The sequence below is a fragment of the Simplicispira psychrophila DSM 11588 genome (genome assembly GCF_000688255.1).
Lineage (GTDB): Bacteria > Pseudomonadota > Gammaproteobacteria > Burkholderiales > Burkholderiaceae_C > Simplicispira > Simplicispira psychrophila.
This window is the reverse complement of the sequence record NZ_JHYS01000010.1, coordinates 1-19,614: the sequence shown is the minus strand read 5'-3', so window position 1 is coordinate 19,614 and position 19,614 is coordinate 1. Positions and strand designations below refer to the sequence as shown.

At 60.0% G+C, this 19,614-nt stretch carries 23 protein-coding genes; 6 read left to right on the top strand and 17 right to left on the bottom strand.

The genetic code is table 11. The features are described from left to right. Position 1: 1 nt before the first annotated feature. A complete protein-coding gene (locus tag Q390_RS0111320; protein WP_027996163.1) occupies positions 2 to 268 on the bottom strand; it encodes an acyl carrier protein in 267 nt (88 codons plus the stop codon). Between the two features lie 253 nt (positions 269 to 521). Between Q390_RS0111320 and Q390_RS0111315 the strand changes: the two genes are divergently transcribed. Genes Q390_RS0111315 through Q390_RS0111300 form a run of 4 tightly spaced genes read left to right on the top strand, consistent with a single transcriptional unit; the run spans position 522 to position 4,233 of the window. Beyond that, positions 522 to 1,781, top strand: coding sequence for a beta-ketoacyl-[acyl-carrier-protein] synthase family protein (locus Q390_RS0111315; RefSeq protein ID WP_027996162.1), 1,260 nt, complete (start codon positions 522 to 524; stop codon positions 1,779 to 1,781). A 23-nt stretch (positions 1,782 to 1,804) separates the two neighbouring features. Continuing rightward, positions 1,805 to 2,554 (top strand): lysophospholipid acyltransferase family protein, encoded by a 750-nt coding sequence (locus Q390_RS0111310; protein WP_027996161.1) that lies wholly within the window; start codon positions 1,805 to 1,807, stop codon positions 2,552 to 2,554. Beyond that, positions 2,554 to 3,333, top strand: a complete 780-nt coding sequence (locus Q390_RS0111305) for a glycosyltransferase family 2 protein (protein ID WP_037472813.1) — start codon at positions 2,554 to 2,556, stop codon at positions 3,331 to 3,333. Before Q390_RS0111310 ends, Q390_RS0111305 begins: the two co-directional genes overlap by 1 nt. A gap of 24 nt (positions 3,334 to 3,357) precedes the next feature. Continuing rightward, positions 3,358 to 4,233 carry a class I SAM-dependent methyltransferase gene (locus tag Q390_RS0111300; protein ID WP_027996159.1) on the top strand — a complete coding sequence of 292 codons (876 nt, stop codon included), beginning with the start codon at positions 3,358 to 3,360 and terminating at the stop codon, positions 4,231 to 4,233. Here the strand turns inward: Q390_RS0111300 and Q390_RS19140 are convergent. The 15 genes from Q390_RS19140 to Q390_RS0111225 are packed head-to-tail and all read right to left on the bottom strand — an operon-like array spanning position 4,200 to position 17,108. Beyond that, the gene (locus Q390_RS19140; RefSeq protein WP_051603193.1) at positions 4,200 to 5,360 is read right to left on the bottom strand and encodes a 1-acyl-sn-glycerol-3-phosphate acyltransferase; all 1,161 of its coding nucleotides are present in this window, start codon (positions 5,358 to 5,360) and stop codon (positions 4,200 to 4,202) included. The two genes, Q390_RS0111300 and Q390_RS19140, sit on opposite strands and share 34 nt — an antisense overlap. A 22-nt stretch (positions 5,361 to 5,382) precedes the next feature. Beyond that, positions 5,383 to 6,102 (bottom strand): 3-oxoacyl-ACP reductase FabG, encoded by a 720-nt coding sequence (gene fabG, locus Q390_RS0111290; protein WP_027996158.1) that lies wholly within the window; start codon positions 6,100 to 6,102, stop codon positions 5,383 to 5,385. Positions 6,103 to 6,122: 20 nt separating this feature from the next. Then, on the bottom strand, positions 6,123 to 6,923 hold the full coding sequence (locus tag Q390_RS0111285; protein WP_027996157.1) for a beta-ketoacyl synthase chain length factor: 801 nt from the start codon (positions 6,921 to 6,923) through the stop codon (positions 6,123 to 6,125). Positions 6,924 to 6,929: 6 nt separating this feature from the next. Further along, positions 6,930 to 7,400, bottom strand: coding sequence for a hypothetical protein (locus Q390_RS0111280; RefSeq protein WP_156949890.1), 471 nt, complete (start codon positions 7,398 to 7,400; stop codon positions 6,930 to 6,932). Positions 7,401 to 7,439: 39 nt separating this feature from the next. Continuing rightward, positions 7,440 to 8,162, bottom strand: a complete 723-nt coding sequence (locus Q390_RS18270) for an alpha/beta fold hydrolase (RefSeq protein ID WP_037472810.1) — start codon at positions 8,160 to 8,162, stop codon at positions 7,440 to 7,442. Then, positions 8,146 to 10,500 carry an MMPL family transporter gene (locus tag Q390_RS0111270; RefSeq protein WP_027996155.1) on the bottom strand — a complete coding sequence of 785 codons (2,355 nt, stop codon included), beginning with the start codon at positions 10,498 to 10,500 and terminating at the stop codon, positions 8,146 to 8,148. The genes Q390_RS18270 and Q390_RS0111270 overlap by 17 nt, the downstream gene beginning before the upstream one ends. Then, on the bottom strand, positions 10,497 to 11,423 hold the full coding sequence (locus Q390_RS0111265) for a lysophospholipid acyltransferase family protein (protein WP_027996154.1): 927 nt from the start codon (positions 11,421 to 11,423) through the stop codon (positions 10,497 to 10,499). Before Q390_RS0111265 ends, Q390_RS0111270 begins: the two co-directional genes overlap by 4 nt. Next, positions 11,420 to 11,719 carry a 3-hydroxyacyl-ACP dehydratase FabZ family protein gene (locus Q390_RS0111260; RefSeq protein WP_027996153.1) on the bottom strand — a complete coding sequence of 100 codons (300 nt, stop codon included), beginning with the start codon at positions 11,717 to 11,719 and terminating at the stop codon, positions 11,420 to 11,422. The genes Q390_RS0111265 and Q390_RS0111260 overlap by 4 nt, the downstream gene beginning before the upstream one ends. Before the next feature lies 1 nt (position 11,720). Then, the gene (locus Q390_RS0111255; protein WP_027996152.1) at positions 11,721 to 13,070 is read right to left on the bottom strand and encodes an AMP-binding protein; all 1,350 of its coding nucleotides are present in this window, start codon (positions 13,068 to 13,070) and stop codon (positions 11,721 to 11,723) included. After that, positions 13,067 to 13,528, bottom strand: a complete 462-nt coding sequence (locus Q390_RS18265) for a hotdog family protein (protein ID WP_037472808.1) — start codon at positions 13,526 to 13,528, stop codon at positions 13,067 to 13,069. The genes Q390_RS0111255 and Q390_RS18265 overlap by 4 nt, the downstream gene beginning before the upstream one ends. Then, positions 13,525 to 14,718: a beta-ketoacyl-[acyl-carrier-protein] synthase family protein gene (locus Q390_RS0111245; RefSeq protein WP_027996151.1), complete on the bottom strand. Its 1,194-nt coding sequence runs from the start codon at positions 14,716 to 14,718 to the stop codon at positions 13,525 to 13,527. The genes Q390_RS18265 and Q390_RS0111245 overlap by 4 nt, the downstream gene beginning before the upstream one ends. A 30-nt stretch (positions 14,719 to 14,748) precedes the next feature. Continuing rightward, the gene (locus tag Q390_RS0111240; RefSeq protein ID WP_245606907.1) at positions 14,749 to 15,525 is read right to left on the bottom strand and encodes a polysaccharide deacetylase family protein; all 777 of its coding nucleotides are present in this window, start codon (positions 15,523 to 15,525) and stop codon (positions 14,749 to 14,751) included. Positions 15,526 to 15,578: 53 nt separating this feature from the next. Continuing rightward, entirely contained in the window at positions 15,579 to 16,193 is a 615-nt protein-coding gene (locus tag Q390_RS18260; protein WP_084153881.1) for a LolA-related protein, read from the bottom strand. Further along, positions 16,180 to 16,824, bottom strand: coding sequence for a COG4648 family protein (locus Q390_RS0111230; RefSeq protein ID WP_027996149.1), 645 nt, complete (start codon positions 16,822 to 16,824; stop codon positions 16,180 to 16,182). The genes Q390_RS18260 and Q390_RS0111230 overlap by 14 nt, the downstream gene beginning before the upstream one ends. Beyond that, a complete protein-coding gene (locus Q390_RS0111225; protein ID WP_027996148.1) occupies positions 16,821 to 17,108 on the bottom strand; it encodes a phosphopantetheine-binding protein in 288 nt (95 codons plus the stop codon). Before Q390_RS0111225 ends, Q390_RS0111230 begins: the two co-directional genes overlap by 4 nt. 324 nt (positions 17,109 to 17,432) lie before the next feature. Between Q390_RS0111225 and Q390_RS0111220 the strand changes: the two genes are divergently transcribed. Further along, positions 17,433 to 18,113, top strand: a complete 681-nt coding sequence (locus Q390_RS0111220) for a phosphatase PAP2 family protein (RefSeq protein ID WP_051603192.1) — start codon at positions 17,433 to 17,435, stop codon at positions 18,111 to 18,113. Between the two features lie 20 nt (positions 18,114 to 18,133). Next, on the top strand, positions 18,134 to 18,406 hold the full coding sequence (locus Q390_RS0111215; protein WP_027996146.1) for an acyl carrier protein: 273 nt from the start codon (positions 18,134 to 18,136) through the stop codon (positions 18,404 to 18,406). Positions 18,407 to 18,583: 177 nt separating this feature from the next. On the opposite strand, the gene Q390_RS18255 is transcribed toward Q390_RS0111215, so the two are convergent. Then, positions 18,584 to 19,526, bottom strand: a protein-coding gene (locus Q390_RS18255) for an IS5 family transposase (protein WP_156949847.1) whose coding sequence is annotated in 2 segments (ribosomal slippage) — positions 18,584 to 19,369 and positions 19,371 to 19,526 — 942 coding nt in all. Because the reading frame shifts where the segments join, the coding sequence is not laid out codon by codon here. Between the last annotated feature and the right edge of the window lie 88 nt (positions 19,527 to 19,614).

Below are 19,614 nucleotides of genomic sequence, written 5' to 3'. Positions count from 1 at the left end.
GTTAGTGGCTGGCCACCGGGAGCTGGGATGCGGTGTGTTCTTGGACTGTGGTGTTGATCGACGCCACCATCTCGGCAAAGCTCATGGGCAGGAAAATCATGGGGTCTGGTATCTGAAAACCGTATTTATCTTCGATTTCAAACAGCATTTCGACCAAGCCCAGAGAGTCCAGCTCCAGATCTGCCACTTTCAATTCCGGGTTCTCGAATTTTTGCGGATCAACACCTGCCGTTTCCACTAAATAATTCTTGATTTGGTCAAATAACATGCTGGCTGCCGGATTAACGTTGGTAGTCAATTGTATCGGAGCCGGTTGGCCGCCGTCATGAACAGCACCTTGCGCAGCAAGGGCTGCCCGCCCCTGGCATGCGCTACCAGCCAGGGGAATTGGCAGTGGTTTTCCGGGATTTTGTGTGCCTTAGAATCCACTGCCTTTGTGTTCCGGTGTGCAGATTCCATACGTCGTCTGGATTATGGTCACGCTGGAAATAATAACCAATTGATTGAAGTCGCCGTAATTCATGAGCAAGACGTTTGGCCGCAGAGTCGCTGTCACAGGACTCGGAACGGTGAGCCCCTTTGGTGGCGATACAGACGATTTTTTTGCCCGCATCATGCGCGGCGAATCCGCCATCCGCCTGTATGAGCACCCTGCCTCGCCCTCGCGCCTAGTGCAGCCGGCGGTGACCTGTGCCGCGTTTGATGCTAAAAAAGCGATTGGCCCTGCGATGACGCATGTGACGGATCGCTACAGCCAGTTGGGGGTGGCGGCGGCATTTTCGGCCTGGGACGATGCCGGCCTAACGCGCGAGGATGCGGGTTCTGACGACTATGGCGTGTCCTGGGGCACCGGCACCGGCGGCATGTTGACCTATGAAAAGGGCTATGGCGACATCTATCTGCTGGGCAAGCAGCGTGTCTCGCCGTTGTCGGTGCCGATGGCGATGAACAATGCTGCAGCGTCCCATATCGCCATGGCCCTGGGACTGGGCAGTGCCTGCCTGACCTATTCGGTGGCCTGTGCATCTTCCACCATTTCCATTGGCGAGGCGTTTCGGCGCATTCAGCGCGGTGAGTCGCCCTTGATCGTTGCCGGCGGCTCCGAGTCGCCGCTGGCGTTCACCATCATGCGCGCCTGGGAGGCCATGCGGGTGGTGGCGTCCGGCGATGAACACACGGCCTATCGCGCTTGTCGGCCTTTTCAAGAAGGGCGCAAAGGTTTGGTGTTGGGCGAGGGCGCTGCGGCGCTGGTGCTCGAAGATTGGGAACATGCGCAGCAGCGTGGTGCCCGCATCTACTGTGAGCTGGCCGGGTTTGGGCAAAGCTGCGACCACGCGCACTTGGTGCGACCGGATGCCCAAGGCCAAGCCCGCGCCATGGGGGCGGCACTGCGTGAAGCGCAACTCGTGCCAGCACAGGTCGGCTATGTGAATGCCCATGGCACAGCGACGGTGGAGGGCGATCCGATTGAAATCAGTGCGCTGCGGCAGGTGTTCGGTGCCGATGCAGCGCAGCTGGCAGTGAGTGCTACCAAATCGATGCATGGCCATTCGCTGGGCGCGGTCGGTGCGATGGAGGCCTTGATCACGGTGCTGGCACTGGCCAAGCAGCAAATTCCCCCCACGGCCCATCTGGAGCAGGTGGCGGAGGACTGCCTGGGCGTGCGCCATGTGATGGGCGAGGGATTGCGCGATGTGCCGTTGCAGGCCGCCCTCAGCAACTCTTTTGCCTTTGGCGGCAGCAACGCGGTGCTGGCCTTTCGTGCTGGCAGCGCTGCCTAACGCTGCTTGAAAAGTATTGCCTGATGCTGTTTTTTCGCCATCTGTTTGCGGCCGCACGGCTGCGCTTTGCGCTGGTGGTGCTGGGCGTCGGGTGTTTGTTGTGGACGGTGCTGGCCTTGCCGCTGGGACTGGTCTTGCCGCGCCGTTGGGGCCAGTGGCTGGGGCGCTGGATGGCCACGCTCGGGTTTCGGGCTTATATCTGGCTCTTGGGTGCCATTGGCTTGGGGCGCTTTGACATCACGGCGCTGGATGCCCTGCGCGGCGCCGGCCCCTTGATCTTGGCCGTCAACCATCCGGGCCTGCTGGACGCGTTGATGGTGTTGTCCCGCTTGCCGAATGTGACCTGCATTTTCAAGGCCTCGCTGATGCGCAACCCGTTGTGGGGCGCGGGCGCCCGTCTGGCTGGCTACATTCGCAATGACCTGTTTCTCGGGGCCGTCAATCTGGCGGTGGACGAGTTGCACCACGGTAGCCAGCTCTTGTTGTTTCCTGAGGGAACGCGCAGCGATCCGATGCCCTTGGGTGAGTTTCAGATTGGTGCGGCGTATGTGTCGTATCGCTCGGGCGTTCCGATCCAGACCCTCATCATCGAGCAAGACAGCCGCTTTTTGGGCAAGGGCTGGCCGTGGCTCAAGCGCCCGGATATGCCGATGCACTTTCGCATTCGCCTGGGTCAGCGCTTTGATCCGCCGACCAACCCCAAGGCTTTCACGTTGACCTTGCATGACTACTTCAAGAGCGAGATTGCCCCTCTCTCGGGCGGACCTGACTGATGCATATCCAGCACATTGAACGCACCTTGCCTTCCACCAACCATCTGGTGCTGATTCCCAGCTACAACTCCGGCGCCAAGGTCTATGAGACCGTAGCCCAGGCCCGCGCGCATTGGAATCCGGTGTGGGTGGTGGTGGATGGCAGTACCGATGGCACCACTGCCGTGTTACAGGACATGGCCGCCCGCGATGACGGTTTGCGGGTGTGGGTGCTACCGCAGAACCAGGGTAAAGGCGCCGCCGTGCTGCATGGGCTGGATCAGGCGGCGCAGCAGGGCTTCACCCATGCCTTGTGCATGGACTCCGACGGTCAGCACCCGGCGAACCTGATCGAGTCCTTCATGCAGTGCTCTGCGGCGACGCCTGCGGCCATGGTGCTGGGCGTGCCGGTCTTCGATGCCAGCGCCCCTGCGCTACGGGTCTGGGGCCGCAAGGTGTCGAATGGGTGGGCCCATCTGGAAACTTTATGGGCTGGGATTGGTGACTCGCTGTATGGTTTTCGCGTCTATCCGGTAGAGCCGCTGCGCCGCGTGATGCAGGGCCAGCGCTGGATGCGCCGCTTCGATTTTGACCCCGAGGCCGCGGTGCGCCTGTGCTGGGAGGGCGTGCCGCCCATCAATTTGCCAGCGCCGGTGAAGTACCTGCAAGCGCATGAAGGGGGCGTCTCGCATTTCAACTACCGCCGCGACAACCTGTTGCTGACCTGGATGCATATCCGCTTGATGCTGGGGTTCTTGTGGCGCCTGCCGGCGCTCATGATGAGAAAAAAAAGCATCTGAATCGACCCGAGTGCACCGAGGTTTATGTCTGTTCCCGTTCTGATCCATCTTCTGCGTGAGCGATTGGCGTGGCACTCACAGCCCAGGGTGCCGGAGCCGGATTTGGTCATGGAAAGCGTGGCGCAAACCACGTCTTTTTCTGCGGCGGGAGAAACGAACGGGGCCTTGGCATTTCTCTATTTGTACAACGCCTTGCAGATCACCTCTCTGCTACAGCCGGGCGATAGCGTGCTGGATCTGGCCTGTGGGCCAGCCCATCAGCTGGCGCAAATTGCCAGTCTTAATCTTGGCGTGCAATTTATCGGTGTGGATGCCTCTGCTGCCATGCTGGCGTGTGCGCAACAAAATTTGGCGCGTGCCCAGGTTGAAAACGTGGCGCTGGTGCAGGGAGATATGACACGCTTGGTGGGGCAGACCGATGGCAGCATGGACTGCGTGATGTGCACCATGTCTTTGCACCATTTGCCGGATCAGGCTGCTTTGCGCGCCGCCCTGCAGGAGATTCGCCGTGTTTTGAAGCCGCAGGGTCGCCTTTATCTGGTGGATTTTGGGAGGCTCAAGTTGCGCAGCACCCAGCATTTCTTCGCCCATGATCTACAGCAATCAGTGCAATTTACCGAGGATTACTTCAACTCCCTCCAAGCTGCATTCAGCGTGGAGGAGTTAACTGCTGCCGTGGCCTTGCTGGGGCCGGACGTACAGCGCCATGCGACAGTGCTGGCGCCGTTGATGGTGGTGTTTAGGACGGCGTTTCGACGCTCGGTGGATCGGCAGGCGTTGCTGCGCGCCAAGGTTGCGTTCGCCAGCCTTTCAGCCAAGCAGCAAGATGATTTTCGTGGTCTGGCGCAGTGGTTCAGGCTCAGTGGCTACGCCTTGCCCTGCGATCTGGAGGCCGGCTGAAGTGCGGCTGCACGCTGTGCGTTGAAGACCGGTTGCGCATACAGCTGCAGCAGCGCCTCGCGCGCTGGGGCGCTGGGCAGGCCCATGGCAGTCAATTCGGCAACTTGGCTTGCGATCATTTCCAAGAAGAATTTGGCGTAGGGCGTGTCTAGATCGTGGCTGCCCGGGGTCAGCAAGGCGTGGGCTATCTGGTTGCTTTCCCAGGAGCGATAGAGGCGCCAGATTTGCGCATCGACTTGGTCTGCGACTTCTTGCACGGCGTCTTCCCCTGCAGAGCCATTCAGGCGGATTTCTTCGCCGAAGGCCAGGTGAACACGGCCCTTATCGGCGGTCAGGCTGCTGTGGATTTGTGCCAGATCTTCCCCAGGGGCCTTGTGGTAGGCCCCATGCTCTTGTTTTAGTAGCGTCTCGCGCCCCTTGTAGGTGGCGCAGGGCTCAAATTCGTAGGAAATGGCGACAGGAACGATGTGCAGTTTTTCAAAATCAGCATGGTTGCCGGTGCCCGCCAAGCCCAGCATCTTGATGATGGCCGGGTCGGTGCGGTCGTTGCCATTTTTGGTGCGTCCGGGGCTTTGCGACAGCCAGATGGAGTAACGCTGTTCTTCAATCTGCTGAGCCAAGTAGGCAGACACCTGCTTGGCGCTGGCGTAGACATCGCGGCGGGTGCCGCTGCGCTTGATCACCACGCCATTGAGCAGCAGCATGAGTTCTGACACGCCGGCAGTGCTCATCAGGTTGTCGCCCACACACACTTTGCAGGTGCCTCGGCCGCTGGACAGCAGCTTCAGTGCGACCAGCGCAGCGTCGGTGACGATGCAGCGGTGGTTGGAGATGAATAAAAATTTACGGTCGGTGGGGAGCTGGTCCAGGCCGGAAATGCTCAAACCCTGCGAGGTTTCGTGCAGCACGCGCTGCAACATCGGCTGGACATAGTCGAACTGGAAGTCTTCCGTGCGTAGCAGTTTCTTCGTCTGTGCGATGACAGCCTGTCGGGAAAGGCCCGGAAAGCACCAGCGCAACAGACTGTTGGCCAGTGGAGTGGTCAAAAACTGGTCACGACAGTCGGCAAATTCAGAGGGGTGATCGACGGTACGCAGGTGTGTGCGGTTCAGGTGCGGAGGCAACATGCAAAGAGGAAAAGAGGGCAGGTTAGGCCATGCCGCCATTGACGGAGATGACCTGGCCGGTGATGTAAGCCGCGTTGTCCGAGGCCAGAAACCCCACCAGCGCGGCCACTTCTTCTGGCTTGCCAGCGCGTTTCATCGGCACCAAATTGGCAATGGCATCCTTGTCAAAGAGAGCTTTGGTCATGTCTGAGCTGATGACGCCGGGAGCGACCACATTCACGGTCACGCCGCGTGTGGCCAGCTCCAAAGCCAGCGACTTGCTGGCCGCGTGCAGCGCGCCTTTGGCGGCGGCGTAGTTGGTCTGGCCCCGGTTGCCGGTGATGCCAGCAACCGAAGACACGCTGATGATGCGCCCCCAGCGGGTACGGATCATGGGCATCGATAGCGGCTGCGTGACGTTAAAAAATCCATGCAGAGACACGTCGATCACGCGGCGCCATTGCTGGCGCTGCATGCCCGGAAAAACGGCGTCATCGTGGATGCCAGCGTTGTTTACCAGCACCTGGATCGGCCCGCTTTCCAGCAGCGCCTCCAGTGCGATCTGGGTGGCGTCGCCATCGGCTACGTCAAACTGAATCGCCTCTGCCGAGCCACCGCTGTCACGCAATTCGGCGCACAGATTTTGGGCGCTGGCCAGATTGTGGTGGGCGTGGATCACCACATGCAGGCCATCGGCGGCGAGGCGGCGGCAGATGGCAGCCCCGATGGCGCCACTGCCACCGGTGACCAAGGCGCGTTTCATCTGCATGGTTATTTCAAATGTCAGGTGACGCTGCAAACTTCGATGTTCAGTCGTAGCTTGTCCAGATACTCCAGTACCACCGATCCACTGCGCGCTTGCGCCAGCAGCGCCAGCAAAGGCAGGCTGCGTGCCGCTGGAATGCTTTGGCGCAATTGCTCCAAGTCATCCTGTGGCATGTGCGTTGCGGGCGCATCGCTCAGGGTCAGTTTGAGCAGTGCACGGGTGGACGGAGTCTGGTGTGGGTTGATGACCAAGGCCACGCCCATGGCGGCAGGGATGGGGCGCAGGCTTTGCAGGGGCTGCGGAAACGCGGTGTCATAGGCCAGCAGAAGACAAGGTTGACCGCTGCTGCGGGCTTGGGTGACTGCTTCCAGCAGGCCGGCAGCAAAGGTGGCGTCGTAGGCGCTCAGGCTGGTGCTGGGCTGCATGCTGCCGGTGGCAATGCCCCAATAACCGGACGCTGCGTTGTGCACCGAATTGTGAAAGCGCGTCGGAGACAAGGCACGGTTGTCGGATGCCAGGGTTTCCAGAATGGCATGGGCGTTGTCACAGTCCCCTTCCGTTGAGGAGAACACGGTGGCCAAGTGAGCCAAATCAGCTCCTGCATGGCGTGCCGCCTCCCAGCCGATAGCCAGGGACAGCTTTACCGGAACACCCACCCGCCGGCGTTCGGCGGGGGGGAGTTTTTCTACGGTAGGCAGTGTTGTCGGCGCGGCCACATAAGGCTGGCGCCCTGTCAACACGTCACAGGACTGCTCCCAGCCCGTCAGGCCGGGCCCCCACAGGCCTACGCCGTCCAAGTAGATGTTTTGCGTTGTCATGCAGGATTAATCACACCCAACGCGTTCCACTTGCGTCGATCCCATGACCGTGACACCCTTGTCGCCTTCGCCATTGCCGACCTCCAGCACGTCACCTGAAGTCGTTGCCAAGTGCGATTTGCAATGCGCTTTGATGGTCAAGCCACCCATCACGCTGACCGTGGTGCGAAAACAGTACCAGCCATAAGGGTTGAGCACCTGAATCTCCGAGCCCCCTGCGACGTTGACGCTGGGATTGACCAGTACCAAGGCGGGACTGTTTGTCGGCTCAGCATCGACAGTGTCATGGCCGATGCCAAACACCTTGACCGAGGTGGACAGTGTTTTGTATTCCGGATTTTTGCCAAAAGGATGCTTGCCCCAGGCTTTCAGGCAGCTGTAGACAGGGCTATCCATTTCGTCTGCCGCTACTGCAGACGCCATTGCGCAGGCGCCCAGCAACAAGCCGATCAACCATTGTCTGTGTGTGTGGGCCATGGACATTTTTGTCTTCTCTTTGTTGATGGGTTTTGTTAATTATTGTAGGGGTTGCTGTAAGTCATCTGGCTGGTCCGGCAGTGTCCTGAACCGTCTTGGTTGCGGTCTGCAGGCCAGTGGGCCGTTATCGAGCCAGTCTTCCCACAGCGTCTTCCAAGTCGGCCATTGGTGGCTGCCAGGAAGTAGGCGAACGCGCTCTGGGGGCAGTAAATCTGCGAGCAGACGCTGACCGCTCAGAAATCGGTCCGTATCGCCCGTAGCGAAATACACCGGGGTGGGCCACTGTGCTTTCAGCGACTCCTGGCCCAGCCATTGCCACCAGGTACGTTCATCCTGGTGCGATGGCTGCTTTTGACACCACTGGGCTGCGCCGCCGGCGGCCCTAATCTCCGCCAGCACATCCCCGGTGCCGGTGTAAGGGGCCATCAAATAAAGGCCGGCCAGCTGGTCTGCGTGGCTGGCGGCGCAGTACAGGGCATTGAAGGCACCTAGGGAAATGCCGGCCAGCCAGATCGCGCGGTAGCCGTTGGCGCGTGCGGGTTGTAAAACCTCGGAATGAAGCTTAGACACCACGCTGCTGTTGAGCACCTGCTGCGCCGTGACATCTGCCAGCAGCAGATCCACCGGTAGATCGCGCTGGCGTACGGCGCTGACAAAACCTTGCGCGTCAAAGTCGTCAATGCTGGATAAAGCGGGGGGCAGCAGCACCAACAGCGTCTCGCTGCGCTGGGGGACGGCGTACAGATCAGTGCGTGTGCGCATCCACATGCTCCCGCGTGAAGATGGCTGCAAAGACCAAGGCCAGAAAGGCACCCGGTGCCACGGTGCTGCCGATGGCAGCCAGCACTGGGACTTTGGACAGACCCAGGACGCCAAAACTGCCCACGGAAGTCAGGTTCGCAACGACCAGAGAAACTTGTGTCTGCTGGCGGTAGTGGATACTGCCGGTTTGTGCGCCCCGGTCAAAGAACAGGGCGTAGTTGGACCCGACGGCCACCACCAGCAGCAAGCCCACCAGATGCAGGATGGTGAGTTGGGTGCCTTGGAGCAGGAGGGCTGCCGTCACGCACACCACGGCACAAGCCACTGGCGCAACCACCCGGAGGGTGCGCAGCCAGGAGCGGAGCGACACCATCAACAGCGCCAGAATGCACAGACAGCCCAAGCCCGCAAGCCACAGGGCTTCATGGCGGTAACCATCAAACAGGCTGCTGGATTCTTCCAGCATGTCGATCACTACGGCATTGCTCAGACCCTTGGCGCGCAGTGCGCCATGCACTACGTCTAGCGGAATGTGGTCTGCCCACGGGCCATTGGCCATGGGGCGCAAGGGCATCAGCACCAGGTAGTCAGCCGCGCGTGGAATCAGCATGGCGTCCACCATCAGCACGGCGGAGGTGCCGTCCAGATCCTTGCGCAGTAACGGCGGGCGTTGGCGTGCCGTTTGGAGGTCGGTCAGAAACCCATCCAGGCGCTCGGCCCGGACGGGCAAGCCGTGCAGGGCTTGCTGTAATCGAACAGGTGCCTGTGCCACGTCGGGCAAGGCGGCTTGTCTGGCACGTTGCAGCGCCATGCTGGGCAGCACCGTGGCGGGTGAGTTGAACCCGGCGAGCATTTTCTGTTTCACCAACTCTTGCAGCACGGCGCCAGCGCGCTCGGCTTGTTGCAGTGCGGCCTCCTGATCCGGCGCTGTTAGCGCCATGATGTAGCGCGTATCGGCCCCGCCCAGATCGGCGCGCAGTTGCTCGTCTGCTTGTTGTTCAGACTTCGGAATGGGATTGAGGCCAGAGAGCTGGCTGTTCCAGATGCTGCCGTTGTGTAGCAGCACCGAGCCGCAAGCCGCCAGCGCCAGCACCGCTGCCGGCCAGCGCAGCGTGGCGGCGCGTCCGATGCCATCGTCCAGTTGGGTAGCCATCTGGCTGAGATCACGCAGGGTCAAGCGCTGCGGCGTCAGCGCCGGCAGCACGTAGCGGGTGACGAGTACGGCGGCGATCAGGCCGCTGATGGAATACAGACCCAACTGGGCCAGGCCGGGAAAGCTGGAGCTCAAGAGGGCCGCAAAGCCGGCAATGGAGGTCAGCACGCCCAGCCAGATGGTGCGCCAAAAGTTGCTGGAAGCCTGCTGGGTGCTGCGGTTGATGAAGAAGTAGATGGAGAAATCCACCGCTTCACCGATCAAGGTGGTGCCAAAGCCCAGCGTCAGGCCGTGTACCTGACCAAAGGCCAGGCTCACGGCGGCAATGCCGACCGCCACCCCCGCCAGCACGGGTAGCAGACTCAACACCAATAGCGTCGGTGAGCGGTACACCGCTAGCAGCAGGCAGACCACCAGCACCAAGCTGGTGGTGGCAAGGCGCCCGACTTCTTTTTGAATGGTGCTGCGCGAGGCTGCCGAGGACACGCCCGCGCCGCTCAGTACCAGACGGGCATCTGCACTGCGTCCCGGCAGCATGTTAAAGAGGGCGCGTGTTGTGTCTACCGCCTGGGCTTGTGCGTCGGTGTCCGACCCGGCCGCGCGGGTAAAGGCCAGCAGCAAGGCGCGTTGGCCGTCGCGCGAGGCCCAGGCACCGTCCACCGTCTGCGGTTGGTTCAGGCCAGAAAACTGCTCCAGCAGGTTCAGGGTTTCGCCGGTGGGATCGCGTGGAAACAGGCGCTTGAGGCTCATTCCTGCGTCGCCAGAAAGCGCGTCGATGGAACTGCTGATGGCTGCGTGCAGGCCTTGTACTTCAAAGTGCTCGGGAGTGACCGCCGGGCTGAGCAGGTAGCGGTTGTCGAAGAAATAGGCCCGGTCGTGCTCCTGGGTTTCTTCTTGTCCGTTTTGCACGGCCACAAATAGCTCGGTTTTTTGCAGCTCTTGGGCCAGAGCGCGGGACAGGCGCGCGCGTTCGGCCGCGTCACCCCCTTCAATGCCCATCATCATCAATCGCGCCACAGCGCCATCGTGCAGCTGGTCGATCAGCAGTTGCTGGCGTGCATTGGGCGTGCGCGGCATGAAGGCCGACAAATCCGCCACAAAGTGGGTTTGCACGATGACAAAAAGGCAGGCCAGCATGCCGGCAAGCCAGAGGGCCACCGGCAGTGCACGGTGTTTTGGGGTCATGTGGCCGGTTCCCAGAAATCGAAAAAATTGAACCAGTTGTAGGGCGCTGCCTTGCAGTGCCGCTCCAGTGTGGCGACGTATTGCTGCAAGGCGTCACGCACCGCTGTGTCGCGTTGGCTGCGCGCGACTCCGGTGAAATCGGCCAACGGCTCAAAGTGCACCTCATAGCGATTGCCACCGCAATAGCGCCCTGTCATGAAATAGACGGGCTGCCCCAGCATGGCGGCCATGCGAAAGGGGCCGGTCGGGAAACGTGCAGGTGCCCCCAAAAACGGCAGACTGAGGTATTGGTCTGGCCCGGCAGCGCGGTCGGCCAGGACGCCGACCATGGCGCTGTGGTTCAGTTTGTGGTGGATGGCAAGCATGGAGTCGATCTGGCCCAGGGGGATGATGTCGGCGATGGCTTGGGGATTGATGGCGGCCAGCGCGCGGTTGAGTTGGCGGGCATTTTCTGGGTACATCGCTACGCAGGAGTTGAAATGGTTGTTGCGGCTATGCGCGAGCAAGACTTCAAAGCTGCCCATGTGCGCACCAAACAGCAATAGGCCTTGGCCCTTTTCATGGTGCTCCGCGATCGGTCCTGCACCAAATACTTGGATGTTAAACAGATCCGCTTGGTCGTTGAGCAGGTAGAAGCGGTCATGGATGGTGCTGGCAAACGCCAGGATATGCCGGTACAAATCGCCCCAGGTGGCGCGGCGCTGCAAGACCCGCTTCAGGTAACTGCGCGAGGTCTTGCGTACAGCAGGCGCGGCCAACAAAAAATACAGGGCTATGCCATAGACCACGGGGCGTGACAGGCGGCGCCCAAAAGCCAGGGAAATGCGGCGCATCAGCTGGAGCAGGAAAAAACTGCCGCGCTCCTTGCGCTGCATCCATTGCGGCTTGTCGTCCAGCGCCTGCGTTCTGCTGGATTCGCTCATGCGGGCGAACTGGAAGGCAATGGAAAGCGACCACTGGCAATTCTGCGTGCGGTGCTACGGATTTCAAAACGCACCGCGGTGGTGCTGATTTCGAAGTCAAGTTCCAGCGTATCGGCAGGAGTCGCTGGGCTGTGGAATTTGGCCTCGGACAGCGCTGCGACGGATTGACCCAGTTGCGCTTCGATGGCGGCTTGCGCCCAATCTAGCAACAGCACGCCGGGCACAATCGGCTGCCCCGGAAAATGGCCCGCAAACACGGGATGGTCTGCTGCAAAGGGCAGGTGTACGACGGGCATCTCAGACTCTCGGGGCAAGGTGGGTGGCGCGCAGTGCGGCCAGCGCGGAAGCTGGCAGTTTTCCATTGGCGTCGCGCGGCAGGGACTCCACGAAAACCAGCGGGCGGGGCAAAAATACCGGATCGACATGCTGGCGCAGGGCCGCCAGGATGTCGGTGCCCGTCCGTGTTGGTGCCACGATGAAGGCGGCTAGGCGGGCAGTTTCGTCAGCCGTGCTGATGTCGTGTGTGCAAAAAACGCCGTCTTTCACGCCAGGCAGGTTAAGCAAAAGCTGGTTGAGAAAAGCCAGCGAGTTGCGTTTGCCGACGATATTGATCATGTCGGAGTTGCGGCCTTGCAGGCGAAAACGGGTTGGGCTGAGCAGCTCCACGGCATCGTTAAGCGTTTGTGGCGCATCAAAGTGCTTGGCATGGGCTTGGGTCTGCTGATCTTGATCCTGTTCCAGCGCAATGCCGGAATAGGTCGTCCATTCGGCGTCCTGGGCTGGACGCCGGGTCGCCAGCGCGCCGGTTTCGGTAGAGCCGTAGATTTCCACCATAGGCGCATTCAACTGGGCTTCGACTTCTTGCGCCAACTCCTGTGACAGCGGCGCTGTGGCCGAGAGTATGGCGCTGACACGTGGCAAGCTGATCTGCGCATCCATCAACTTGCGCAGGTGAAAGGGAGTCGAAACCAGCAGACGGGGCTCGGGCATCTCTGCCAAAGCACTGGCCACATCGGCCGGAAAAAAGGGCTGCCGTGCGCTGAACTGACCGCCCCCAAAGATCGGCAGCAGCACGGTGGCCTCCAGGCCAAACATATGCTGGGGTGATACGGTGCCCAGCACCGAGCAGGGGCCGCCAGCCACGTCCCACAGGCGTTCTGCCTCCGCTATGGCGCAGTGGTGCATACGCCCGAAGCTCATGCTGTGGCCTTGTGGCTTGCCGGTGGAGCCGGAGGTGAAGATGCGGACGATTTGCTGATGGCAGGGGATCTGCGGCATCTCTGGATCTGTGCCCGCTGCCGGTAGGGTGGCGTGCGGAACCACCACGTAGGGCATCTGCGCCAGCATCGGTGTGGTCTGCTCGCCCAGGCAGACGGCATCAGGAAAATCGCTGAACAGCGCAGTCATGTTTTCTGAGGCTGTGGAGTTTTGCAACAGGCTCACCATGCCGCGACTGATGGCAGCAAACAAGGCTACGGAGAACCAGTAGCGGTCCTTGCACAGGTTGAATACATGCCCGGTCTGGGGCAGGCGTGCCGCCAGCGCAAAGATGTCGCCTAAAAATTCAGCCTGACTCACTGGGTGCTGCTGGCGATAGGCGATGGCCTGGGTAGTAAGGGCCCCGGGTAAAAGAGGGAGCGTCTTCATAGCACAGCAAGGATGATCTTGGTGGCTGCCGGAGGTTGGGTCATCACGCCAGCGCGGCCACACAGCAGCAGGCGCTCATGGCACAGAACACGGAAGTCGTACAGCAGGCTCACCTCATTACCCGAGATGCGGCTGGCCTGCACGGTGATTTCGGCCCCTGTATCGTCCAGCCGGGACGCCGACCATTGCACGTTGCGCACACTCGTGAGATAGCCTACTTGCGGCAGTTGATGGGGCGGTGCCAGCAGGGCGCCATGCACGGCCATGGCCTGCGCTGCATATTCAATGCCAGCGCTGATGGGCAGGCCGTGTGCATTGCGCAGTGGGTTGTCGAGCGCTCTGTGGCTGTGGGCGTAGCACTGAATTTCGGTGTCGTCCCAGTACCTGACGGCTTCGAGCAGGCACATGCTTCCCTGGTGTGGAATGTGGCGCTGAATCCAGGCGCGGTCGATCTTCACGCCCTTTTCCGGGAGAACAACAAACTGCAATTGCTGCCGCCAAAGCCAAAAGAGTTGCTCAGGGCGTGGGTAATGGCCCGTTCCTGGTTTGCCAGAAGGTAATTGCAATGTAGGCGCGGATCGAGCGTGACGGTGCCAACGCCGCCGGGCAAAAAATTATGGTGCAGCGCTAGGGCGCATACCACGGCCTCTATGCCGCCAGCAGCTCCCAGCGTGTGGCCCGTGTGGCCCTTGGTGGAGCTGCAAGGCGTGGTGTGACCAAAGACCGAGGTCACGCCCGTATCTTCGGCGGCATCGTTGCTGGGCGTCGCGGTGCCGTGCAGGTTGATATAGCCAATTGATTCTGGTTGCAGGCGCGCCATGTCCAGAGCAGCCTGCATGGCAAGGCGCGCCCCCAGTCCCTGGGGATGGGGTGCTGACATATGGTGGGCGTCGCTGGACTCGCCCACGCCGCTGAGCAAGATGTCATCCACCTGGGCATGGTCGGCGCGTTCCAGCAAGATGAAAGCGGCGCCTTCGCCAATGGAGATGCCGTCGCGCTGACTATCAAAGGGCATACAGGGGCGGCTGGAGATCAATTGCAGTGAGTTGAAGCCGTAGAGCGTGGTCAGGCACAGGGAGTCCACGCCGCCGACTACGGCGGCATCGATCAGCCCGCAGTGAATCATGCGCTGGGCGATGCCAAAGACTTTGGCGCTGGATGAACAGGCGGTCGAGACCACATACGCCGGGCCTTGCAGATCGGCGTAGTGGCGCACGAAATCCGCCACGGAGAACATGCTGTGGGTGTGTTGGTAACTGTAGTTGGCCGGCAGGGCGCCGCTGATAGGGTCGCGTTGGCGATAGGCTTGCTCTGAACTCAGAATGCCGGAGGTGCTACTGCCCAAAAATACGCCGATACGTTTTCTGCCATAGCGCTCGGCGGCGTCTTGCACGCTTGGCATGAAATCATCCTGCTCCAGCGCAAGTTGGGCCAAGCGGTTGTTGCGGCAGTCGAAATCCTGCATATCGGTGCGCAGAGCCACGTCGTCCAAGCTGTCCACTTCGCCCAGACAGGTGGTGATATCCACTGTTTCCCATGCGCGTTCGCGCAGACCGCTGCGCTGCGCACGCAGGGCATCCAGCGTGCCCGCAATGCCGCGCCCCAATGCAGTGGTCGTTGTGAAGGTTTTTATTAGTAAGGGAGACACGGAAAATTCACATTGCGAAACGCTGAAATTCTACTTGACAGGTAGTGCGTCGTTTAGCGTGATCGGGGTCAGTCCACGGCTGCGGATGGCCTCCAGCAACTTGGGCAGCACCGACACAATGACCGCTTCGCCCACCGATGTGCGTGCTGTATTGCCATCGTGTAACAACAAGATGTCCCCCGCGGTGAGTGAGTGGGTTAAGCGCTGCAAGACTTTTTCAGGATCCCGCTCCCGCGTATCGAAACCACGGCGGGTCCAACTGGTCAGTTGTAGGCCTGCGTGATGCAGTACTGGAGCGAGAAAGGGATTGCGCAGACCTGCAACAGCGCGATAGAAGCGGGGTGTCTGGCCGGTGATGCGCTGCAAAATCTGTTGCCCCTCTGAAATTTCGCGGCGCCAGCCTGGGGGTCCCGAGAGCGATAGCAGCGTGGGGTGGCGTGCACCGTGGTTTTCAATGCGGTGCCCTGCTGCCACGATGCAGTGGCACAGTTCCGGATGCGCTGCAGCGCGCGTGCCAATACAGAAAAAAGTAGCGTGGACACCGTGCTGCGCCAGAATGGCCAGCACCTGCGGGGTGACCTCGGGGTCGGGGCCGTCATCGATGGTGACGGCCACTTCGCCTCGTTGCACCGCAGCCGCAGGCAGGCGCACCAGGTTCGCGCCCAGGCAGGTGCTGCGTGGCCACAAGCCCGCTGCCATCAGCATCAGCTGACTGGCCACAACGGTGGCCAACGCCATCCCCCATTTTTGCGGAGAGATGACGAGCAGCCACAGCGCAGCTGCATGGAGTGCCAGTTGGAACAGCAAGAAAAAACCAGGGCGCCATGCGCGCGGCCTCGTGGGCGGCACTGCAGAGCCCATCACGGCGCAGCGACCGCCGTGGAGATGGTCATTTCGACACGGTCACCATCGGCCTGATCAAAGGCGATGGTCTTGATGTTGGCATCGGCGCCGCCAATGTGAATTTGGCGCACGACTTTGGCCAAGGCTTTGGGTGCCGGTGTCAGCGTGAGCTGCCATTTGCCTTGTGTGCCAGAAAATTCGAGGGTGTAGTTTTTTTCTAGCGTGGCCTGATCGCCGCTGAGCGTGGCTCGGATGCTTTCGACCAAGGCCGCCACCTCCGGGCGGTCTTGCAGGCGCAGATAGAGCGGTTGTTTTTCGTACAAAGTGACCGTCAGCTTGTCGCCATCCAGCAGCATGGACTCAGGGCGTGGCTTGAGGGTGCGTTTTTCCAGGCGATTCGGCGCTTCAAAGGACAACTCGCCGGAGGACTCCAGCGGCTTGTCCAGGATGCCGATGTATTTTTTCTCGAAAAAATGGGCTTTGCCCTGTTTTTTCTGCGCCAGCGAATGCATCAAATCGGGCAGTGTCCAGTCTGTGGCATAGCTGTGGCTAGACAGAGCCAAGCCGAGGGATGCGGCACACAGCCGCAGCCAGCGAAACCATGAGGGCCATGCCTTTTTAACGCTGTTCATACGCTCGATACGCTTGGATCGTTTGGGTAATGCTGAAGTGGGGCCTGTCCGGCAGCACCCGCACCCGCACCGCATATTCGATGACAAACATCAGCCCGACGATCACCGGGGTGAGCAGATTGGCGAAATACGACCACACGGCCAGCGGGCCGAAAAAAAACAGGCCTACCGACACGATGGCACTGATCACAAAGTACGCCGTCCATGCTACGGTGACTTTCCATGTGTAGCGCATATAGGCCAGATCAGGCGGGCCCGGCAGCATCATGCGCGTGACGCGTGAGCACAGCGCGTTGGCGTCGCCTTGTCCCAAGGTGCTGCCAAAGGTGATAGCCAACAAAAGCATGGTGCCGGCATGTTGGACGAAATACAGCCAGTTGACGTGGTGGCGTAAATCTTCCAGATAGACCCACACGGCCAGCGCCAGCAACGCCAGAAGAGACAGCGCAAACCAGCGCAGGCGGGAGTTCCAAGCGGCCAGCAAGGCAATCGCTGTCACCGGAGTGACTCCCAGCGCCAGCATCCACAGGCTGGGATGCGTGTCGATGGTCAGCAGGTGGTTGAAAGTCAGGTACGCAGCGCCTGCGACCGCGATGGTCGTCATCATCAACAGTCGCTGGAGACGGGTCATTTGGTGCGCTTGTCCGCGATATAGGCACTCAGGCTGCGCAGCGACTTGAAGATCTGAAAATTGTCATCGCCTTCGGTCTTCATCTGAATGCCATATTGCTTGGAGACCACCAGCGCAATTTCCAAAATATCGATCGAATCGAGCCCCAGGCCATCGCCATACAAATCGGCGTCGGCTTCGATCTCTTCTGGCGCCACTTCAAGATTCAGCGCCGAAACCAAGAGTGCAGCTACTTCGCGCTCAAGTTCGGTATTCATTGCTGCGGTATTGGATAGGTTGGTCATGGTGTGAAAAATCAAGGGAAATCGGTGTTGTGGCCGGTGTCGTTGCAGAGGGCCCCCGCCTGAAAAAGGTAGCCGCGTTTCTAGGCGCAGATTTTTGCTGGCGCGCAGCTTGCAATCTGTAGCAGGGCTGCATTTTAAGGCGGTGCTCTTGCCGAGCGACCTCGCCATGGGCAGGTGCGGGGCGCACGTTGGTTTTACCGGATACTCAGGGCCTTTCGCTGCGGCCCAAGGGGCCTTTCGCTGCGGCCCAAGGGCGAGGTCCAGGCCATCCATTGGCTTGGACCTGTCGTGCTTTACCGATATTTTTCGACTCTCCTCACCCGTATGCCTTCTGATTTCAATGCCCCATCTGTGATGAATTGGCGCAGTATCTTATTGTTTGATTTCTGGTTTAAATTTATCGGCACCAGTGTGCTCATGTCGATTTTTTTTACGGCGTATTTTTTTATTCTTAAAAATCCTGCATACCCTGTGACGGTCATGTCGCTCACGGCGGTGGACGATTGGGTGGGGTTTGCGCCCGTGGCGCTGGTGCCTTATTTATCGCTTTGGATTTACTGCTCGCTGCCGGTGACGCTGATGCCGGATCGCTTGCGGCTGGTCAATTTCGGATTTTGGATTGGCGCCATGAGCTTGCTGGCACTGTCTGTTTTTTATTATTTACCCAGTGCAGTGCCGGTGGCCCCTATCGATTGGTCGCAGTATCCCGGCGTGTCTTTTCTGAAAGAAGTGGATGCGGCTGGCAATGCTTGCCCTTCGATGCATGTGGCAGCTGCGGTGTATTCGAGTTTTTGGCTGTACTGGCTGATGGCAGATGTGCGCATGGGCTGGCGTTGGCAGTCCTTCCAGATATTTTGGGGACTGGCCATTGTGTATTCGACCCTGGCGACCAAGCAGCATGTGTCGCTGGATGTATGGGCCGGCATTGCCTTGGGCATCGTATTTGCTTGGGGCTCCAGGGTCTTTGATTTGAAGCTCCAGTCGTTCCGGCAAGTCACCCATTAATTAGTTAAAAATTTATCCCCATGAGTGAAAAAGATATGGCGTTCCGCGCTGAACTGAAGGCCCATATTCTGGCAGCCGGAGATAAAACGGAGCCATCCGGTGGCCTGCGCGATGATGAGCCGTGGTTTGGTCCTGAGTCCCGGCTGGACTTGGATTCTCTCGATGCCTTGCAGATATCCATGGCGATTCAGAAAAAATACCGGGTCCGTATGCCCGATAGCAAGGATACGCGTCGCGCTTGGAGCTCGCTGCTGAGTCTGGCCGATTATTTGCACCAGCATCAGCCGGCATAAGGCCTAATGCCAGTCAGTTAGTAATGGTCTGAAAAACTCATAACTGAGCGTGCTACAGGCACTGGATTTTTCACTGGATGCAATATTGCACTGAGCAGGCATGAATTCATGCTTTTTCGCTCCCCGCTGGGAGCGTTTCTGCCGCATTCGCAGCCCTCGCCCTGTTTTTGGGCGCACTCACCCCTGCGTCGCCATCAACGTATGGCGAAGCATCCACAGGTTTGACAGCGCAAACAGCGTCTTGAGTTGCAGCGTGTTCTTCTTCAATCCCCGGTAGCGCACCTTCTCGTAGCCAACTTGGCGCTTGAGCACTCTGAACGGATGCTCAACCTTGGCACGGATGCCGGCCAAGACCTTCTCCAGCAAGTCAGTCAGGGCATCGATGGGATTGTTTTCCTTGTCCAGCGCTTTGCGCTTACCCGGGCGCAGCGCCACATGCCAAGTGACTCCCTCTTTAGCATCAGCTCGCTTGTGCGAGCCCTGGTAGCCAGCATCACCGTAGACATCGGTTTCTGCGCCATGCAGCAAGCTGTTGCCTTCAGTGACGTCGGCCACATTGCCCGAGGTGCCGCGCACGGTGTGTACCAGCCCTGAGTCAGCATCTACGCCGATGTGTGCCTTCATCCCAAAATACCACTGCTTGCCTTTCTGGCTCGAATGCATCTCAGGGTCGCGCTCCTTGGCTTTGTTCTTGGTGGAGCGGGGTGCGGCGATCAGTGTGGCATCGACTGCCGTGCCGGCCCTGAGCAGCAGGCCGCGCTGCTCGAGCAGGTCATTGACGGTGGCCAGGAGCTGATCGGCCAATTTATGGCGCTCCAGCCGGTGGCGGAAACGCAGGATGGTGCTCTCATCGGGCAGCCGGCCATGGGCGTCAAGCTGGGCAAATTCGCGCAACAAAGGCGTATCGAAGAAGGCCTCTTCCATGGCCGACTCTGACAAGCTGAACCATTGCTGCATGAAATGCAACTCGCAGCATGGTCTCCAGCGCAAAGGGTGGGCGGCCGTTCTTGCCTTCGGGGTAGTACGGGGCGATGAGCTCGACCAGCGCAGTCCAGGGGACCACGCGTTCCATCTGGGCCAGAAACTCCTGCTTGCGGGTTCTTCTGGTGCTCAGGTTCAGATCAAGGCTCGATTACTTCATGGGCAAAGAGGATGCCATGGCAGGCTGACGCCTGCCAGACAACGGAGGAGGTTTTGCAGAGTTTCCT

Excerpts from the sequence above, each read along its gene's own strand:
- Q390_RS0111320 (WP_027996163.1), bottom strand. The coding sequence starts at position 268 with ATGTTATTTGACCAAATCAAGAATTATTTAGTGGAAACGGCAGGTGTT.
- Q390_RS0111315 (WP_027996162.1), top strand. The coding sequence starts at position 522 with ATGAGCAAGACGTTTGGCCGCAGAGTCGCTGTCACAGGACTCGGAACG.
- Q390_RS0111310 (WP_027996161.1), top strand. The coding sequence starts at position 1,805 with ATGCTGTTTTTTCGCCATCTGTTTGCGGCCGCACGGCTGCGCTTTGCG.
- Q390_RS0111305 (WP_037472813.1), top strand. The coding sequence starts at position 2,554 with ATGCATATCCAGCACATTGAACGCACCTTGCCTTCCACCAACCATCTG.
- Q390_RS0111300 (WP_027996159.1), top strand. The coding sequence starts at position 3,358 with ATGTCTGTTCCCGTTCTGATCCATCTTCTGCGTGAGCGATTGGCGTGG.
- Q390_RS19140 (WP_051603193.1), bottom strand. The coding sequence starts at position 5,360 with ATGTTGCCTCCGCACCTGAACCGCACACACCTGCGTACCGTCGATCAC.
- fabG (WP_027996158.1), bottom strand. The coding sequence starts at position 6,102 with ATGAAACGCGCCTTGGTCACCGGTGGCAGTGGCGCCATCGGGGCTGCC.
- Q390_RS0111285 (WP_027996157.1), bottom strand. The coding sequence starts at position 6,923 with ATGACAACGCAAAACATCTACTTGGACGGCGTAGGCCTGTGGGGGCCC.
- Q390_RS0111280 (WP_156949890.1), bottom strand. The coding sequence starts at position 7,400 with ATGGCCCACACACACAGACAATGGTTGATCGGCTTGTTGCTGGGCGCC.
- Q390_RS18270 (WP_037472810.1), bottom strand. The coding sequence starts at position 8,162 with ATGCGCACACGCACTGATCTGTACGCCGTCCCCCAGCGCAGCGAGACG.
- Q390_RS0111270 (WP_027996155.1), bottom strand. The coding sequence starts at position 10,500 with ATGACCCCAAAACACCGTGCACTGCCGGTGGCCCTCTGGCTTGCCGGC.
- Q390_RS0111265 (WP_027996154.1), bottom strand. The coding sequence starts at position 11,423 with ATGAGCGAATCCAGCAGAACGCAGGCGCTGGACGACAAGCCGCAATGG.
- Q390_RS0111260 (WP_027996153.1), bottom strand. The coding sequence starts at position 11,719 with ATGCCCGTCGTACACCTGCCCTTTGCAGCAGACCATCCCGTGTTTGCG.
- Q390_RS0111255 (WP_027996152.1), bottom strand. The coding sequence starts at position 13,070 with ATGAAGACGCTCCCTCTTTTACCCGGGGCCCTTACTACCCAGGCCATC.
- Q390_RS18260 (WP_084153881.1), bottom strand. The coding sequence starts at position 16,193 with ATGAACAGCGTTAAAAAGGCATGGCCCTCATGGTTTCGCTGGCTGCGG.
- Q390_RS0111230 (WP_027996149.1), bottom strand. The coding sequence starts at position 16,824 with ATGACCCGTCTCCAGCGACTGTTGATGATGACGACCATCGCGGTCGCA.
- Q390_RS0111225 (WP_027996148.1), bottom strand. The coding sequence starts at position 17,108 with ATGACCAACCTATCCAATACCGCAGCAATGAATACCGAACTTGAGCGC.
- Q390_RS0111220 (WP_051603192.1), top strand. The coding sequence starts at position 17,433 with ATGCCTTCTGATTTCAATGCCCCATCTGTGATGAATTGGCGCAGTATC.
- Q390_RS0111215 (WP_027996146.1), top strand. The coding sequence starts at position 18,134 with ATGAGTGAAAAAGATATGGCGTTCCGCGCTGAACTGAAGGCCCATATT.